We start from the raw sequence: 15,054 nt of genomic DNA on the forward strand, positions 1-15,054 counted from the left end.
CAACGAGCTTTCATCATGGACAGGACACGCAACATGCAATTTCCGGATCTGGCTGACAAGGTCGCCGTCATCACCGGCGCCAATGGTGGCATTGGGCAGGCAACCGTGCGAGCGCTTCGCGCCCAGGGCGTCAGGGTTGTCGCGACCGACCTGAATGCCGCGTCGCTGCGCCAGACGCTTGCGGCCGACGGCACGCAGGCCGACTGCCGGGCGCTGGATGTGACCCGGCCCGAGGCGATCCAGGCGCTGGCCGACGATGTGGTGCAGCACTATGGTGCCATCGATATCTGGATCAACAATGCCGGCTTCATGGCGCGCAGTCCCGCATTGGAACTGGATGTGCAGGCTTGGCAGCGCACGTTCGATATCAACCTGCGCGGCACGTTCTTCGGCGCACAGGCCGCGGGACGACACATGACCGGCCGGGGCAGCGGGGTCATCATCAACCTGTCCAGCTACGCCGGCATCAAGGCGCGGCCGAACTGCGCCGACTACGCAGCCGCCAAGGCAGGCGTGGCGCACCTGACGCAATGCCTGGCGCTTGAGTGGAGTCCGCTGGGCGTACGTGTGAACGCGATCGCTCCGGGATTTATCGAAACGCCCATGAGCAACTGGATGCACGGTGACCCGCAAGCCTATGCGCAGCAACTGGAGCGAATGCCGGCGCGACGGGTTGGCCGGCCCGATGAAATTGCGGCAGCCGTGCTCTACCTTGCGTCGGAAGCGGCTTCCTACGTCACGGGCCACGTCCTGCTGGTGGACGGCGGCGTATCCAAATCCTGATGGGCGAGGACTGACGACATGCAAGGCTACTGGACGGACAAGGCAGCGGTGATCACGGGTTGATCAGCTCTTCGATCAGCACGTTGACGATGTCGGGCAATTCGACCTTGGTGTGCGCCGCATCAGTTGCGAGCGCCTTTCGGGCGTTCCTTTGCGTTTCCCCCAAAATCGATTTAGTTGTTTGGAGATGCAGTTCGATCAGCTTCTGAAGGAGGGGGCGCAAGCCACTATTGGCCGATTCAGGTAACCAGATTATCAACGTATCGCCGCGCCCAAATAATTGCGTGATCCTGTGCCTGTTGGCTGGATCAGCGCCTCCTACTATAGGGACGTACAGAAGGTGAGGTCAGATTCGTTGAATTCGAATTGACTGCAGCCTGACCTCCCCGCTCTTATTCTCGAAAGTGAACTGCGGCCCGACGAAGATCCAGTCGTACGGCCCCTTCTCGCACCGCGGGGGAGTCCACACGAGATCTGTGGACATCTCCAGCCTGATCGTATGCCGCAGTCGCCTAGAAACGTCCGCAAGAGTAGCGCCGACTCGCACTCCGTTAGGCATTACAGCGCTCGCACCTGTCGCGACAACGGTCTCTATCTCTTGTGTTGAGACCTTTATGTCGAGCCAGATGGCGTAGCCCAAGGCAGCAGCGCGGCGTAATCGTCTGCTGTGGTGGCGAGGGGAAGCTTCTTGAATAGCCAGACGAAATATTGATACGGGTCGACGTTGTTGGCCTTGCAAGTTTCAACGAGCGAATAGAGGTTCGCGCTGGCGTTGGCACCAGCAACAGTGGCCGCGAACAGCTAGCCCTTTCTTCCGACAACAAACGGGCGGATCGCGTTCTCGCACGGATTATTGGAGATGGGCCAGCTTCCGTTCGCGACGTAGCGGATGAGCTTGGGCCACTGGCCGTGGAGATATCGCATCGCCTGGCGTGGACTGCATTTAGGGGTTTACGCGCAAGCATGATAATCTACTTGAAGTATCAGGATACCAGATAATATATTGACAACTCGTTAGCGCGCCACTGATTGAGGAGGTGCTCGTGCTGACGCACCGCGCCGCACTCGTCGATGCCTTGTACAGCGAGACCTGTGAAGACGTGATCACGCCATGGACGACGCGCAGACTCCTTGCGCATCGTCGCTTCAAAGCCTTAAGCAGCAAAGAACTGTAGGCCTTTCTCTTTCTAAAACGGGAGACATCCATGAAGCAAATCCTTGCCGGTGGCGCCGTACTGGCCACCGCGGCGACGCTCGTCCTGCTGACGGGCTGTGGCGGTAGCGATGACAGCGCCGCCGCCCCTTCACCAACCTCCGCTGCCGACCCTTCGCCAGCGCCATCCACCGACCCTTCGCCAAAGCCATCCGCCGCCCTTCCGCGGCTGTCGCCAGCCACGGCCGCCAGTCTGGCCGGAACCTGCGAAGGCCTGGCCAGCAAGCTGGCGTTCCAGAACACCGAGATCACTGCCGTCACGACGGTGGCTGCTGGCGCCGTGAATATTGGCGGCACACCGGTTGCCGAGCATTGCCTCGTGACCGGCAAGATGAACAAGCGAACCAGCCCGGTAGATGGCAAGACCTATGCCATCGGCTTCGAGATGCGCCTGCCCAGGGCGTGGAACGGGCGCTTCTTCTACCAGGCCAACGGCGGATTCGATGGCAACGTCAGTATCGCGCTCGGCGCATTTGGCGGCGGCCCGCTCAGCGGCGCCCTGGCGATGGGCTTCGCCGTGATCAGTTCGGACGCAGGTCATGACGGCAGCCAGAACCCCCAGTTTGGCCTCGATCCGCAGGCGCGCATCGACTACGGCTACAACGCGGCGGCGACCCTCACGCCTATGGCGAAGTCCCTGATCGCGCTGGCCTACGGCAAGCGGCCGGATCGCAGCTACTTTGGCGGCTGCTCGAATGGCGGGCGGCATGCGATGGTCGCCGCGGCCCGCCTGGCTGGTGAATACGACGGCATCCTGGCCGGCGATCCTGGGTTCCACCTGCCAAAGGCAGCGATCGGCGAGGTCTACGGCGCCCAGCAACTGGCGGCCGTGTCGACGGCCGGCGCTGACGGCACACCGGACATCACCACCGCGTTCACCGCGGCCGAACGCGCGCTCGTGGCCGGCCGCATCCTGGCGAAGTGCGACGCACTGGACGGCGTGACGGACGGCATGGTGCAGAACGTCAGTTCCTGCCAGGCACAGTTCAGCCTCGCCAGGGACGTGCCGACTTGTGCCAGCGCCACGCGCGATGGCACCTGTCTGACCCTGGCGCAGAAGACCGCAATCTCGAACCTGTTCGCGGGAGCGCGCAACAGCGCTGGCCAGGCGTTGTACGCCGGCTTCCCGTATGACGCAGGCATCAGCGGCGCAGGCTGGACAATGTGGAAGCAGAACTTCTCGTTGTGGCTGGACCCGCTCGCTCTCGCCTTCGTCTTCACGACGCCGCCTGCCACCGCGTTCTCCTCGCCGAAGGCATTTGGCCTGAGCTTCAGCATGGACACCGATGCACCGAAGATCTTCGCGACCAATGGCACGTTTTCCGAGTCGGCCTGGTCATTCATGACGCCGCCGGACGAGACCAATCTGTCGGCGCTCAGGCAGCGGGGCGCCAAGCTGATGGTGTACCACGGCACCAGCGATCCGGTCTTCTCGTCGGATGACACGGCCAACTGGTACGAGCGCCTTGGCGCCGCCAATGGCGGCGATTCGAGCAACTTCGCGCGCTATTTCCAGGTACCCGGCATGAACCACTGTGAGGGCGGTCCCACGGCGGATCAGTTCGACATGCTCACGCCGCTGGTTGCCTGGGTCGAGCAGGGCAGCGCTCCCGACACGGTCATCGCCACCGCGCGCGGCAAAGCCAACGCCTTCCCCAACGGCGAGGTGCCTTCGGACTGGGGCACGGCTGCCAGGGACCGCACCCGCCCGCTGTGTCCGTACCCCAGGACGGCCCGATACCAGGGTACGGGCGACATCAATGACGCAGCCAGCTTCCGCTGCAGCTGAACCCGGCGCAAATGCCGTCCGGCCACGTTCCTGACGTGGCCGGGTGATGAGTTGCCCGCCGTTATGGATATTGCTGGCTGCCGTCGCGTGGTGCAGGAAGCGTAGGCGCGCTTGTGCTCTTGAGTTGGCGAAGGGCTTCCCGCCGCGGCTTCAGGTAGGCGGCTTTTGCCTCCGTATGCGCGCGGGTGCGCGTGCTGTCGGTTTCGAGGAACGGAATCGGATCGATCGGCGGCGCATCGCAAATGAAGACATCGCCGTCATACGCCGACACGTTTGCGGAGGGATTCTCCGGGTCGTAGTAGACATGAAGCTTGCGCTGGCGCACGTGCATTGGGAGGTCTGCTAACGCCTCAGACCAATAGCGCCGGACACCGTACCCTTCGACGGTGAATTGCAGAGAGGCTTCTCGGCGCTCCGGTTTAACCAACGCGGTGGCAATTCGACAAAAGCCGAATATGGGCGGGGTCTGCGAGATTGACGACACTCGTTGCCGACCGGTCCTTGCAGACGATGTTCCTTGCGTTCGACGTAGTCGCATCCGGGTTTACACGCGGTAAGGATATTCCACTTGCTATGTCAGGTAACTTGATATTAGACTGAGGTTCATGACGGAGCCGGATTACCAAGGAGAGACAGAGATGGCTGATTACGAAGGGCGCTGGAAGGCTGTGAAAGTCAGTGTTGAAGAGGGCATTGCCTGGGTCACATTCAACCGGCCTGAGAAGCGCAACGCGATGAACCCCACGCTGAACGCCGAGATGGTGCAAGTGCTGGAAGCACTGGAGCTGGATGCGGACGCCAAGGTGCTGGTGCTGACCGGCGCCGGCGACGCCTGGACGGCTGGCATGGATCTGAAGGAATACTTCCGTGAAGTGGATGCCGGCCCCGAGATCCTGCAGGAGAAGATCCGCCGCGATGCCTCGCAGTGGCAATGGAGGCTCCTGCGCATGTACAGCAAGCCGACCATCGCAATGGTCAACGGCTGGTGCTTCGGCGGCGGCTTCTCGCCGCTGGTGGCCTGCGACCTGGCGATTGCCGCCGACGAGGCCATGTTCGGCCTGTCGGAGATCAACTGGGGCATTCCGCCGGGCAACCTGGTCAGCAAGGCGATGGCCGATACGGTCGGTCACCGCAAGGCGCTGCACTACATCATGACGGGCGACACCTTCAACGGCACCGAGGCCGCGGCGATGGGCCTCGTCAACGAGAGCGTGCCGCTTGCCCAGCTGCGCGAGCACACGATCGCGCTGGCCGGGAAGCTGCTTGAGAAGAACCCGGTGGTGCTGCGCGCGGCCAAGATCGGCTTCAAGCGCAGCCGCGAGCTGACGTGGGAGCAGAACGAGGACTACCTGTACGCCAAACTCGACCAGGCGCAGCTGCGCGACCCCGAGCACGGACGCGAGCAGGGCCTGAAGCAGTTCCTCGACGAAAAGTCGATCAAGCCCGGCCTGCAGGCCTACAAGCGCGCCTGAGCGGCGGCGCGGCGCCCCCCCCAACCACCCGGATCGAGCCGGCGGCCGAAAGAGCCGCCGCGAGGAGACCACGCTGATGAACGAACTGACCATGCTGATTGGCGGGCAAGAGCGGCCTGCCGCCAATGGCGCCGTTTTCGAGCGCCGTAACCCGCTGACCGACGCCGTGGTGTCGCGCGCCCCGGCGGCCACGCTAGCGGATGCCGACGCGGCCGTCGAAGCTGCCGCGGCGGCCTTCCCGGGCTGGGCCGCGCTGCTGCCGGGCGAGCGCCGCCGCCGGCTGCTGAAGGCCGCCGACCTGATGGACCAGCGTACGGAGGAATTCATCCGCATCGGCGTGGCCGAGACCGGTGCCATGCCGAACTGGTACGGCTTCAACGTGATGCTGGCCGCCAACATGCTGCGCGAGGCCGCCGCGATGACGACCCGCATCGACGGCAGCGTGATTCCGTCGGACGTGCCGGGCAGCCTCGCCATGGCGGTGCGCCAGCCGTGCGGCGTGGTGCTCGGCATCGCGCCGTGGAACGCGCCTGTGATCCTCGGCACGCGCGCACTTGCGATGCCGCTCGCGTGCGGCAACACGGTGGTGCTGAAGGCGTCCGAGGCCTGCCCCGGCGTGCACCGCCTGATCGGCACCGTGCTGCAGGAAGCGGGGCTTGGCGAGGGCGTGGTCAACGTGGTCACGAATGCACCCGAGGATGCGGCACAGTTGGTTGAGCGGCTGATCGCGCATCCGGCCGTGCGCCGCGTCAACTTCACCGGCTCCACGCACGTGGGCCGCATCATCGCGCAGCACGCGGCCCGGCATCTGAAGCCGGCCCTGCTGGAGCTGGGCGGCAAGGCGCCGCTGCTGGTCCTGGACGATGCCGATCTCGATGCGGCTGTCGATGCGGTCGCGTTCGGCGCGTTCTTCAACCAGGGGCAGATCTGCATGTCGACCGAGCGCGTGATCGCGGATCGCAAGATCGCCGACCGCTTCGTCGAGAAGCTGTCCGCCAAGGCGAAGACGCTGCGGGCGGGCGACCCTACCGATCCGTCCAGCGTGCTCGGTGCGCTGATCAGCAAAGACGCCGCGCAGCGCATCGGCGCGTTGGTCGAGGACGCGCGCGCGCAGGGCGCGAGCCTTCCCGTGGGCTTGCATGCCGATGGCGCGATCCTGCAGCCGGTCATCGTTGACGGCATTGCGCCGGGCATGAAGCTGTACCACGAGGAATCGTTCGGCCCGGTGGTGACGGTGGCGCGCGTGGACGGCGACGACGAGGCGGTCCGCATGGCCAACGACAGCGAGTACGGCCTCTCCGCGTCGGTGTTCAGCTGCGACGTGTCGCGCGCGCTGTTGGTGGCGCAACGGATCGAATCGGGCATCTGCCACATCAACGGGCCCACGGTCCACGACGAGGCGCAGATGCCGTTCGGCGGCGTGAAGGCTAGCGGCTATGGCCGCTTCGGCGGCCAGGCAGCGGTTGCCGAGTTTACCGAACTGCGCTGGATCACGATCCAGAACACCCCGCGCCACTATCCGGTCTGAGCCGGCGCCAATCCACGCACTCCCCGAGAGAGGGAGGCAGAACAATCAGGAGACAGGATGTGACAAACGTCTCGACGCAAGCCGCCCCCGGCCCCGCGGTCGCTGCCGTGTCCTATCGGGACGTCGCCATCGGGCGCACCGAGGCCGAGTTCCATCGCGACGGCGAGATCTGGCGCGTGCGTTCGCGCGAAGCGCTGCGGGACTATCCGCAACGGATGTCCGATTGCCTCGCCGCCGGCGCCGCGTCCCACCCCGAGCGCGTGCTCGTCGCGCTGCGCGGCCCCGACGGCAACTGGATCACGATCACCTATGGCGAGATGCTGGCGCGTGCGCGGTCGATCGGGCAGGCACTGGTGGACCGCTCGCTGTCCGCCGAGCGGCCGCTGGTGATCCTCTCCGGCAACGATCTCGAGCACCTGCAGCTGGCGCTTGGCGCGCTCTGGGCCGGCGTGCCGTTCTCGTCCGTGTCGCCGCCGTACTCGCTGGTTTCGGAGGACTTCGGCAAGCTGCGGCACGTGTTCGATTTGCTGACGCCGGGCCTGGTCTACGCCGCCGATGGCCGCGCGTTCGCGCGGGCCATCGAGGCCGTGGTCCCAGCCGGCGTGGAAGTCGTGACCCGCGATGGCATCCTTCCCGGCCGTGCCGCGACGTCGTTCGACGCGCTTGCGCGGACGCGTCCCGGCAGCGTCGACGCGGCCAATGCGGCGGTTGGCCCGGACACGATTGCCAAGTTCCTCTTCACTTCCGGCTCCACGCGGCTGCCCAAGGCGGTGACGACCACACACCGCATGCTGTGCAGCAACCAGCAGATGCTGCGCCAGGCGATGCCGGAGCTCGCCTGCGTGCCGCCGGTGCTGGTCGACTGGCTGCCCTGGAACCATACGTTCGGCGGCAGCCATAACGTCGGCATCGTGCTGTACAACGGTGGCACGCTCTACATCGATGGCGGCCGGCCCGTGTCGGGCGGCTTCGATGAAACGCTGCGCAATCTGCGCGAGATCGCGCCCACGATCTATTTCAATGTGCCGAAGGGCTGGGAGGAACTTGGCAGGGCGCTCGAGCACGATGCCGCGCTGCGCGAAACGTTCTTCTCGCGCGTCAATCTCTACTTCTTTGCCGCGGCGGGACTCTCGCAGGAAGCGTGGGACCGGCTCGAGCGCGTCACAGAGGCGCATTGCGGACAGCGCATTCACATCATGTCCGGCCTCGGCATGACGGAGACGGCGCCGTCGAGCATGTTCACGACAGGGCCGGTTGCGCGCTCCGGCTATGTCGGCCTGCCGGCCGCGGGCTGCGAACTGAAGCTGGTGCCGGTCAACGGCAAGTACGAGGCGCGCTTTCGCGGTCCGCACGTGATGCCGGGCTACTGGCGCGCGGCGCCCGATCCCGAGCGGCAGGTGTTCGACGAGGAAGGCTACTACTGCACCGGCGACGCGCTGCGCTTCGTCGATCCCGAGCGGCCGGAACTCGGCTTCCTGTTCGATGGGCGCATCGCCGAGGACTTCAAGCTCAGCACGGGCACGTTCGTCAGCGTCGGGCCGCTGCGCGCGCGCGCGATCGGCGCCGGCGCGCCTTACGTGCAGGACGTGGTGATCGCGGGCGCCGATCGCGACGAGATCGGCGTGCTGGTGTTCCCGCAACTCGCGGAATGCCGGCGGCTGGCCGGCCTGCCGCTGGACGCGGGCACGTGGGAGGTGCTGTCGTCGGCGCCGGTCCGCCAGGCCTTTGCCGCCATGCTGCAAACGCTCGACCTCACCGCGACCGGCAGCGCCACGCGGGTCACCCGCCTGCTGTTGCTGGAAGAGGCGCCGTCACTCGATCACGGCGAGCTGACCGACAAGGGCTCGATCAACCAGCGCGCGGTGTTGTCGCGGCGTGCTGCGCAGGTCGATGTGCTCTATGACGATGCCGGCCGCAATGGCCCGGTGATCCGGCTGCGGGACGCGGCACAAGCGAGCAGGTAAGAAAAAAAACAGCAACGCCGACAGCGTCGGTCACTACAAGAGGAGACAGTCAATGCAATTTGGACGGGTAGGACTTGCCGCGCTGGCGGCGGCGCCGGCGATCGCGGGCGCGCAATCGGTGACGCTCTATGGCGTCGTCGATACCGGCGTGGAGTACGTCAACAACATCGGCACCGCGAAGGACAGTGTGGCGCGCATGCCGACGCTGACCGGCACGGTGCCGTCGCGCTGGGGGCTGCGCGGCAGCGAGGATCTCGGCGGCGGCCTGAAGAGCGTGTTCGTGCTTGAGTCCGGCTTCGCGCCGGACGCGGGCACGTCGGCCCAGGGCGGCCGCCTGTTCGGCCGGCAGGCGCTGGTCGGGCTCTCCGGTCCCTGGGGCCAGGTCGGATTCGGCCGCCAGTACACGATGCTGTTCTGGGCGACGCTGGACGCCGACATTCTCGGCCCGAACATTTATGCCTCCGGCTCCCTCGACAGCTACCTGCCGAACGCGCGCGCCGACAACGCGATTACCTACAAGGGCACGTTCAGCGGCCTGACGGTGGGGGCCACCTACAGCTTCGGCCGCGACACGGTCAACGCAGGGCCGAGCCCGGTGGGTCAGAACTGTGCCGGCGAGAATCCGGCGGACAAGCGGGCGTGCCGCGAATGGTCGGCAATGCTGCAGTACGAGTTCACGAGCCTCGGTCCGCGGATCGGCCTGTCCGCCGCCTACGATTCGCTGCGCGGCGGCCCTGGTGCGTTCGGCGGCCTCACGCGCAGCAGTTTCACCGACGATCGCCTGTTCCTCGGCGGCTACGCGATCTTCTCGCGGACCAAGGTCGGCCTCGGCTGGATTCGCCGCGACAACGACAGCAGCCCGACGCCGCGCAGCGACATGATCTACGGCGGCGTCTCCTACGACGTGACCCCGGCCTTCAACGTCGCCGGGCAGGTCTACTACTACAAGTTCCACAACAGCGATAACAAGGCGATGCTCTACGCGCTGCGCGGCACCTATGCGTTCTCGAAGCGCACTTCGGTCTACGCGACGGCCGGCTACATCAACAACGACGGCCAGCTGACGCTCTCGGTCAGTGGCGGCGCCGCCGGCTCCAATACGGCCCCGGGCGGCCAGCAGTTCGGCGTGATGACCGGCATCAAGCATATCTTCTGACCGCCGCCTGCATGCAAGAGGCAGGCACGGGTGCCACGAGGCGGCGACAGATACGCCGCGGCGCCCGACACATAACAACGAGGAGACAAGTCATGACAACACGCCGCGATGTTCTTCAGGCGTTGCTGGCCGCATCCGCAGGCGGCGCGCTCTCGCCGCTGGCAGCGCTCGCCCAGGCGGTCCCGCAGGCCAAGGTGGTCTATGGTTTTCCGGCCGGCAGCGTGGGCGACCAGGTGGCCCGGCGCGTCGGCGAGAAGTTCGCCAACACGGCGTTCTCGCGCAGCGGCGCGGTGGTGGACAACCGCCCCGGCGCGGGCGGGCGCATCGCGCTCGAACTGCTGAAGGCGTCACCCGCCGATGGCAGCGTGCTGGTGCTCTCGCAGGCATCGGCGCTGTCGACCTATCCGCACGTCTATACGAAGCTCAGCTATTCGCCGGCGGACTTCGCACCGATCTCCACGGCCGCCTACATGACGTTCGCGCTCGCCGTCGGACCGGCGGTGCCGGCCAGCGTGCGCACAGTGAAGGACTACATCGCGTGGGCGAAGGCCAACCCGAAGGACGCCAACTACGGCTCGCCGGGCGCGGGATCGACGCCGCATTTCGTCGGCGCGCTGTTCGGCCTCAACGCGGGTCTCGACCTGCGCCACGTGCCGTATCGCGGCTCGCTGCCGGCGGTCAACGACGTGGTGGCCGGGCAGATCGCCTCGAGCTTCACGCTGACCGGCGATTACCTGCCGTTCGTCAAGAGCGGCAAGCTGCGCGTGCTGGCCACTTCCGGCGCCGCGCGCGCGCCGTACCTGCCGGACGTGCCGACGTTCGCGGAGCTCGGCTATCCGGAAGTGGTGGCCGACGAATGGTTCGGCTTCCTCGCGCCGGCCAGGACCCCGCCAGCCGTGCTCGCCGCGGCAGGCGCCGCAATCAATCATGCGCTCAAGGATCCGGCGATCGTCGACGGCTTCTTCGCGATCGGCCTGGTGGCGAAAGGCTCGTCGTCCGACGACATGAAGCGCGCGATGGACGCCGAGTACCGCAAGTGGGGCGTGCTCGTGAAGAAGGTCGGCTTCACGGCTGATTCTTGATGGCGTTCAGGGAGCCCACTATGGATCACCAGAACCTCTTGGCGATTGACTTCCACACCCACGCGGAGGTCAGCTGCTGGAATCCGTTCGATAACTACGGCGAGGAATACGACGCCGCCGCCGACAAATACTTCGGCAACAAGCGCCGGCCGACGATTGATGAGACCGTCGCCTACTACCGTGAGAGAAAGATCGGCCTGATCATGTTCACGGTGGACAGCGAATCGAACCTGGGCCGGCGCCGGATCCCCAATGAGGAGATCGCGGCGGCGGCGAAGGCCAACAGCGACATGATGATGGCCTTCGCCAGCATCGACCCGCACAAGGGCAAGTTCGGCGCACGCGAAGCGCGCAGGCTGATCGAGGAACACGGTGTGAAGGGCTTCAAGTTCCACCCGACCGTGCAGGGCTTTCATCCGAACGACAGGATGGCGTGGCCGATCTATGAGGTCATCAACGGGCACGGCCTGCCCGCGATCTTCCACACCGGACACAGCGGCATTGGCTCTGGCATGCGCTGCGGCGGCGGGCTGCGCCTCGAATACAGCAATCCAATGCACCTGGACGACGTGGCGATCGCGTTTCCCGACATGCAGATCGTGATGGCGCACCCGAGCTTCCCGTGGCAGGACGAGGCGATCAGCGTGGCGATGCACAAGCCGAACGTGTGGATTGACCTGTCCGGCTGGAGTCCGAAGTATTTTCCGCCGCAGCTCGTGCGCTACGCCAACACGCTCTTGAAGGACCGGGTGCTGTTCGGCAGCGATTTTCCGCTGATCACGCCGGAGCGGTGGATGGACGACTTCAAGCAGGCCGGATTCCGGCCGGAGGTGATGCCGGGCATTCTCAAGGACAACGCCGTGCGGCTGCTGGGCCTCGGTGGGTGAGGGGCGAGCGTGTCAGGGGGAGCGGCATGCGGCCACGGGCCGAAGAGTGCCAGGTTCCCCCTGGACCTTGCCGCCTCTTGACGAGCAGCAGCACCGGATTCCATCACAGTTGACGATGTCGCGGCGAACGCCGGGGTGTCGATCAAGATGGTTTCGCGCGTATTCAATCACGAGCCGAGCGATCCGGTCATGTTCGCGCAAACGGGCCGGCAGGGCCCAGGTGCTGGCGCTCCCAGATGCCGCCGGCCTGCCAATCACGAAGCCGGCACCAGCCAGTCATGCCGCTGCCGAAACCCGGTTCCTGCGGCAATTCTTCCTGCGTGAGGGAAATAGCCTGAATTTTAGGTTCTGAAGGGGCCGATGACGGCGAGTTGGATACAGCAGCGGCTCGCGAGCTGGGCGCAGGCAACCGCCGCCAGCCGACTTTGCACGGTAAGCGAGCGAGGTCGTGAAGAACTGCCTAGTTGGTTGAACTGCCATAGATTGTCACGGAATCGCGCCGATCTACGGCCAGCGCAAGGGTCGTACTTCAGCGCAGGTTACGCGCGCACTTTTGCAGCAGTTCGTGCAACATGGCTGCATGTGCGGCGTCGATTCCCTCCAGCATTTCGCGCTCCATCGCTGCAACCGTGTCGTCGCATTGCCGTAGCAAATCACGTGCGCTCTCGGTGAGACTGAGCAGCACGATGCGCCCGTGCAAGGGGTCCGGCTGGCGCACGATCCAGCCGCGCGCTTCCATCGTCTTGACCACCTCATTGGCGGACTGAGGCGAGATGAGCGAGCGCTCGGCCAGTTGCGCGTTGGAGGTCGGGCCTCGCGCGTGCAAGACGGAGAGCGCCGTGAACTGCGGTAGGGTCAGCCCGTGCGGGGTCAGCACCTCGCCCAGGCGGCGCTTGACGATTCGGTCGGTACGTCCGATCAGGTAAGGCAACCGACTGGGCAGCGCCGTGGATGCCCGCGCCGGCAACGGCGCCCCTTCCTTCGTCTTCCCGGCCGTCTGCGCCTGGGATGCCTTCATGGTCTGGCGTCTCATTCTTGTGATCTGTCCTTCTCGGTGCGGGAAGGCCTGCGCTTGCCCTTCCCAAGGGTGCCACTCAAGCCAATCGCTTAGGGGTTTTCAAGTTATCGATGATATGCCATTTGCAGGTAGGCTGATATTAAATTGACTCAATGGACGACCATCGGTCATTGATATAGGAAAAGTCACAAGAATTGGCCGCGCACGCACACACACAGGGCGCCGTGCGGTGATCGCCCCGGCAATCGGCAATCGGCAATGGCCTGGAGATCTATGACTCCACGGTCGGCCACCATCGGCCGCTTGTTCTTTCCCGCCAGAAGTCCACGCGCCTCGTGAAACCTCCACCGCCTTCAATTCCCTGCCTCAATTCCCCGCCCATACACCACTTTCAACTCTAGCTCCTCGGTTCCTCTCGGAGCAGCACGCGGCGGAAGTCGCAGCGCGCCGGCCTCTACCGTCTCACCCGCTCGCACGAGCACTTCAAGCACTTCCGGCCGCTGCGCGGCACCCGCCACGACGGCGCAGACTTCAATTTCTTTCATCGGATTCGTTTCAAGATGGCCTCAGGCCTCGTCCCTAGATTCAGACTTCCAGCCAGTCAACCAGCACGGACACGTCCTCGGCATGCACCACGTTGGGCACGAACTGCAGGAGCGCCATGGCCACGCGCTGCAGGGCGTCGGCTTCCTGCTCGGGGGCCTGATCGTGCAGCAGGGTCTGAGGCGCGATGGTCAGCACGCCGCCACGGCGCATCTGCGGGCGGACGCAGCCTCCGCCGCCAGGCGCGAGGCGAGGTGCACAGCGGTCCCGATAGCATCAAGGCGGGATGGCGCAGGCAAATGGCGTTATTTGATTTGCTTGACATATAGTACGGCTACAGTATTATATGAACGAGGCGGCGTGCCAAGGGTATCCCGGCATGCGCCGCTTCTTGCCACCTCACATTCGCAAAAGGAGCCAGACATGGCTATCGAGATTCTTGAGCTTCATCATCACGCGGTCCGCATGCCTTTGGACAAGGTAGAGGCCATGGGCGCCTTCTATGGCGGCGTGCTGGGCTTGGACACGGACACCGGGCGCTGGAATATTCCCGGCGTTCCCGGCTATTTCCTCGACATGGGCAACGATTGCCAGATCCACCTGCTGGGCAGCGATGGCGTGTCCCCCTACGCCCAGGGCCCCGGGCGCGATCCGGTCGGTAATCACGTTGCCCTGGCCGTGCGCGATATCGTTGCCACCGAGGCGGAACTGCTGCGCATGGGCGTGGACTACTGGAAGCAGGAGAACGTGGCAGCGCCCGAGCTGAAGCAGCTATTCCTGCACGACCCGGCCGGAAACATGATCGAGCTGCACCAGATCGGCCGTTGCCGCTGCAAGCGCAGCGACCGCATTTTCGCCGAGCAGAAAGCGGCTGCCGGCGCCACGCCGACGGCGCGATCTTGAACCGCGCCGGCCTTTCCACCAGTATCGCCAATCGCTGAAACCCCATGTACATAGATCTGCAAGCGCTCGACGGCGCCGCGCGGCATAAGGTCCTGTCGACCATCGTCGTGCCCCGGCCCATCGCCTGGATTTCCTCGATGGACGAGCATGGCGCGGTCAATGTCGCGCCGTTCTCCTTCTTCAACCTGCTGTCGGCAGACCCGCCTCTGTTTTGCGTGGGGATCGGCGCACGCGATGCCATGCCGAAGGACACAGCCCGCAATATCCGCGCGCGCGGCGAGTTCACGGTGAACATGGTGTCGGCCGCACTGGCCCGGCGCATGAACGTCACGGCCATTGAGTTTCCCGCCGGAGTGAACGAAGCGCAGGAGGCGGGGCTGGTGCTGGCGCCCGGTATCGAGGTGGCGACCCCGCGCATCGCGCAGAGTCCGGCATCCTTCGAGTGCCGCGTGCGGCATCTGCTCAACGTCGAAGGCCTGCGCACCCTGGTGGTGGCCGATATCGTGGCGATGCACGTGATGGACGAAGCCGTGCTCGACCCCGGCCAGCTCTACCTGGACACGCCTCGCATGGATCTGGTGGGCCGGCTGCACAACCCCGGCTGGTATTGCCGCACCGGCCCGGCCTTCCAAATGCCGCAACTGAGCCTGCAGCAGTGGGATGGGCTCAGGCAGGGCGGAGAGGCCGAATCCTATCTTGTTGGCGGGCCTTAGCGC

General features: G+C 65.3%; 16 protein-coding genes and 2 pseudogenes. 12 read left to right on the forward strand and 6 right to left on the reverse strand.

Annotation, left to right across the window (positions count from 1 at the left end; translation table 11 throughout):
• Positions 1–33: 33 nt before the first annotated feature.
• A complete protein-coding gene (locus ACX12D_RS20065) occupies positions 34–783 on the forward strand; it encodes an SDR family NAD(P)-dependent oxidoreductase (protein WP_459375286.1) in 750 nt (249 codons plus the stop codon).
• Between the two features lie 52 nt (positions 784–835).
• Here ACX12D_RS20065 and ACX12D_RS20070 read toward each other — a convergent pair whose 3' ends face one another.
• Complete coding sequence (locus ACX12D_RS20070) at positions 836–1,006, reverse strand: hypothetical protein (protein WP_459376620.1); 171 nt, start codon at positions 1,004–1,006, stop codon at positions 836–838.
• 389 nt (positions 1,007–1,395) lie between these two features.
• Positions 1,396–1,713: pseudogene (locus ACX12D_RS20075) on the reverse strand (transposase domain-containing protein); the annotation flags it as partial.
• 113 nt (positions 1,714–1,826) lie between these two features.
• Here ACX12D_RS20075 and ACX12D_RS20080 point away from each other — a divergent pair.
• Positions 1,827–1,958, forward strand: coding sequence for a hypothetical protein (locus ACX12D_RS20080; RefSeq protein WP_459375287.1), 132 nt, complete (start codon positions 1,827–1,829; stop codon positions 1,956–1,958).
• Between the two features lie 30 nt (positions 1,959–1,988).
• Positions 1,989–3,785 (forward strand): tannase/feruloyl esterase family alpha/beta hydrolase, encoded by a 1,797-nt coding sequence (locus ACX12D_RS20085; RefSeq protein ID WP_459375288.1) that lies wholly within the window; start codon positions 1,989–1,991, stop codon positions 3,783–3,785.
• 61 nt (positions 3,786–3,846) lie between these two features.
• Here the strand turns inward: ACX12D_RS20085 and ACX12D_RS20090 are convergent, their stop codons facing one another.
• Positions 3,847–4,116 carry a hypothetical protein gene (locus ACX12D_RS20090; RefSeq protein WP_459375289.1) on the reverse strand — a complete coding sequence of 90 codons (270 nt, stop codon included), beginning with the start codon at positions 4,114–4,116 and terminating at the stop codon, positions 3,847–3,849.
• A 307-nt stretch (positions 4,117–4,423) separates the two neighbouring features.
• On the opposite strand from ACX12D_RS20090, the gene ACX12D_RS20095 reads away from it, so the two are divergent.
• From ACX12D_RS20095 to ACX12D_RS20125, 7 genes and pseudogenes are all read left to right on the forward strand, one after another.
• On the forward strand, positions 4,424–5,257 hold the full coding sequence (locus tag ACX12D_RS20095) for a p-hydroxycinnamoyl CoA hydratase/lyase (protein WP_459375290.1): 834 nt from the start codon (positions 4,424–4,426) through the stop codon (positions 5,255–5,257).
• Positions 5,258–5,333: 76 nt separating this feature from the next.
• Positions 5,334–6,785, forward strand: a complete 1,452-nt coding sequence (locus ACX12D_RS20100; protein WP_459375291.1) for an aldehyde dehydrogenase — start codon at positions 5,334–5,336, stop codon at positions 6,783–6,785.
• 59 nt (positions 6,786–6,844) lie between these two features.
• The gene (locus tag ACX12D_RS20105) at positions 6,845–8,749 is read left to right on the forward strand and encodes a feruloyl-CoA synthase (protein WP_459375292.1); all 1,905 of its coding nucleotides are present in this window, start codon (positions 6,845–6,847) and stop codon (positions 8,747–8,749) included.
• Between the two features lie 52 nt (positions 8,750–8,801).
• A complete protein-coding gene (locus ACX12D_RS20110) occupies positions 8,802–9,905 on the forward strand; it encodes a porin (protein ID WP_459375293.1) in 1,104 nt (367 codons plus the stop codon).
• Positions 9,906–9,997: 92 nt separating this feature from the next.
• On the forward strand, positions 9,998–10,987 hold the full coding sequence (locus tag ACX12D_RS20115) for a tripartite tricarboxylate transporter substrate-binding protein (RefSeq protein ID WP_459375294.1): 990 nt from the start codon (positions 9,998–10,000) through the stop codon (positions 10,985–10,987).
• A 20-nt stretch (positions 10,988–11,007) separates the two neighbouring features.
• Positions 11,008–11,874, forward strand: a complete 867-nt coding sequence (locus ACX12D_RS20120) for an amidohydrolase family protein (protein ID WP_459375295.1) — start codon at positions 11,008–11,010, stop codon at positions 11,872–11,874.
• Positions 11,875–11,976: 102 nt separating this feature from the next.
• Positions 11,977–12,054 (forward strand): annotated as a pseudogene (locus ACX12D_RS20125) (LacI family DNA-binding transcriptional regulator); the annotation flags it as partial.
• 349 nt (positions 12,055–12,403) lie between these two features.
• Here ACX12D_RS20125 and ACX12D_RS20130 read toward each other — a convergent pair.
• The 3 genes from ACX12D_RS20130 to ACX12D_RS20140 form a co-directional block, all read right to left on the reverse strand.
• A complete protein-coding gene (locus tag ACX12D_RS20130; protein ID WP_459375296.1) occupies positions 12,404–12,892 on the reverse strand; it encodes a MarR family winged helix-turn-helix transcriptional regulator in 489 nt (162 codons plus the stop codon).
• A gap of 353 nt (positions 12,893–13,245) precedes the next feature.
• Entirely contained in the window at positions 13,246–13,437 is a 192-nt protein-coding gene (locus ACX12D_RS20135; protein ID WP_459375297.1) for a hypothetical protein, read from the reverse strand.
• Between the two features lie 40 nt (positions 13,438–13,477).
• The gene (locus ACX12D_RS20140) at positions 13,478–13,648 is read right to left on the reverse strand and encodes a hypothetical protein (RefSeq protein WP_459375298.1); all 171 of its coding nucleotides are present in this window, start codon (positions 13,646–13,648) and stop codon (positions 13,478–13,480) included.
• 210 nt (positions 13,649–13,858) lie between these two features.
• On the opposite strand from ACX12D_RS20140, the gene ACX12D_RS20145 reads away from it, so the two are divergent.
• Both ACX12D_RS20145 and ACX12D_RS20150 read left to right on the forward strand, forming a co-directional pair.
• Positions 13,859–14,338, forward strand: coding sequence for a VOC family protein (locus ACX12D_RS20145; RefSeq protein ID WP_459375299.1), 480 nt, complete (start codon positions 13,859–13,861; stop codon positions 14,336–14,338).
• 44 nt (positions 14,339–14,382) lie between these two features.
• Entirely contained in the window at positions 14,383–15,051 is a 669-nt protein-coding gene (locus ACX12D_RS20150; RefSeq protein WP_459375300.1) for a flavin reductase family protein, read from the forward strand.
• Positions 15,052–15,054: the final 3 nt, after the last annotated feature.

The organism is Cupriavidus sp. PET2-C1 (genome assembly GCF_054515855.1).

Bases quoted from the DNA above. Each gene is read 5' to 3' on its own strand.
- ACX12D_RS20085 (WP_459375288.1), top strand. From the start codon at position 1,989: ATGAAGCAAATCCTTGCCGGTGGCGCCGTACTGGCCACCGCGGCGACG.
- ACX12D_RS20150 (WP_459375300.1), top strand. From the start codon at position 14,383: ATGTACATAGATCTGCAAGCGCTCGACGGCGCCGCGCGGCATAAGGTC.
- ACX12D_RS20090 (WP_459375289.1), bottom strand. From the start codon at position 4,116: ATGCACGTGCGCCAGCGCAAGCTTCATGTCTACTACGACCCGGAGAAT.
- ACX12D_RS20130 (WP_459375296.1), bottom strand. From the start codon at position 12,892: ATGAAGGCATCCCAGGCGCAGACGGCCGGGAAGACGAAGGAAGGGGCG.
- ACX12D_RS20140 (WP_459375298.1), bottom strand. From the start codon at position 13,648: ATGCGCCGTGGCGGCGTGCTGACCATCGCGCCTCAGACCCTGCTGCAC.
- ACX12D_RS20065 (WP_459375286.1), top strand. From the start codon at position 34: ATGCAATTTCCGGATCTGGCTGACAAGGTCGCCGTCATCACCGGCGCC.
- ACX12D_RS20095 (WP_459375290.1), top strand. From the start codon at position 4,424: ATGGCTGATTACGAAGGGCGCTGGAAGGCTGTGAAAGTCAGTGTTGAA.
- ACX12D_RS20115 (WP_459375294.1), top strand. From the start codon at position 9,998: ATGACAACACGCCGCGATGTTCTTCAGGCGTTGCTGGCCGCATCCGCA.
- ACX12D_RS20135 (WP_459375297.1), bottom strand. From the start codon at position 13,437: ATGAAAGAAATTGAAGTCTGCGCCGTCGTGGCGGGTGCCGCGCAGCGG.
- ACX12D_RS20120 (WP_459375295.1), top strand. From the start codon at position 11,008: ATGGATCACCAGAACCTCTTGGCGATTGACTTCCACACCCACGCGGAG.
- ACX12D_RS20100 (WP_459375291.1), top strand. From the start codon at position 5,334: ATGAACGAACTGACCATGCTGATTGGCGGGCAAGAGCGGCCTGCCGCC.
- ACX12D_RS20110 (WP_459375293.1), top strand. From the start codon at position 8,802: ATGCAATTTGGACGGGTAGGACTTGCCGCGCTGGCGGCGGCGCCGGCG.
- ACX12D_RS20145 (WP_459375299.1), top strand. From the start codon at position 13,859: ATGGCTATCGAGATTCTTGAGCTTCATCATCACGCGGTCCGCATGCCT.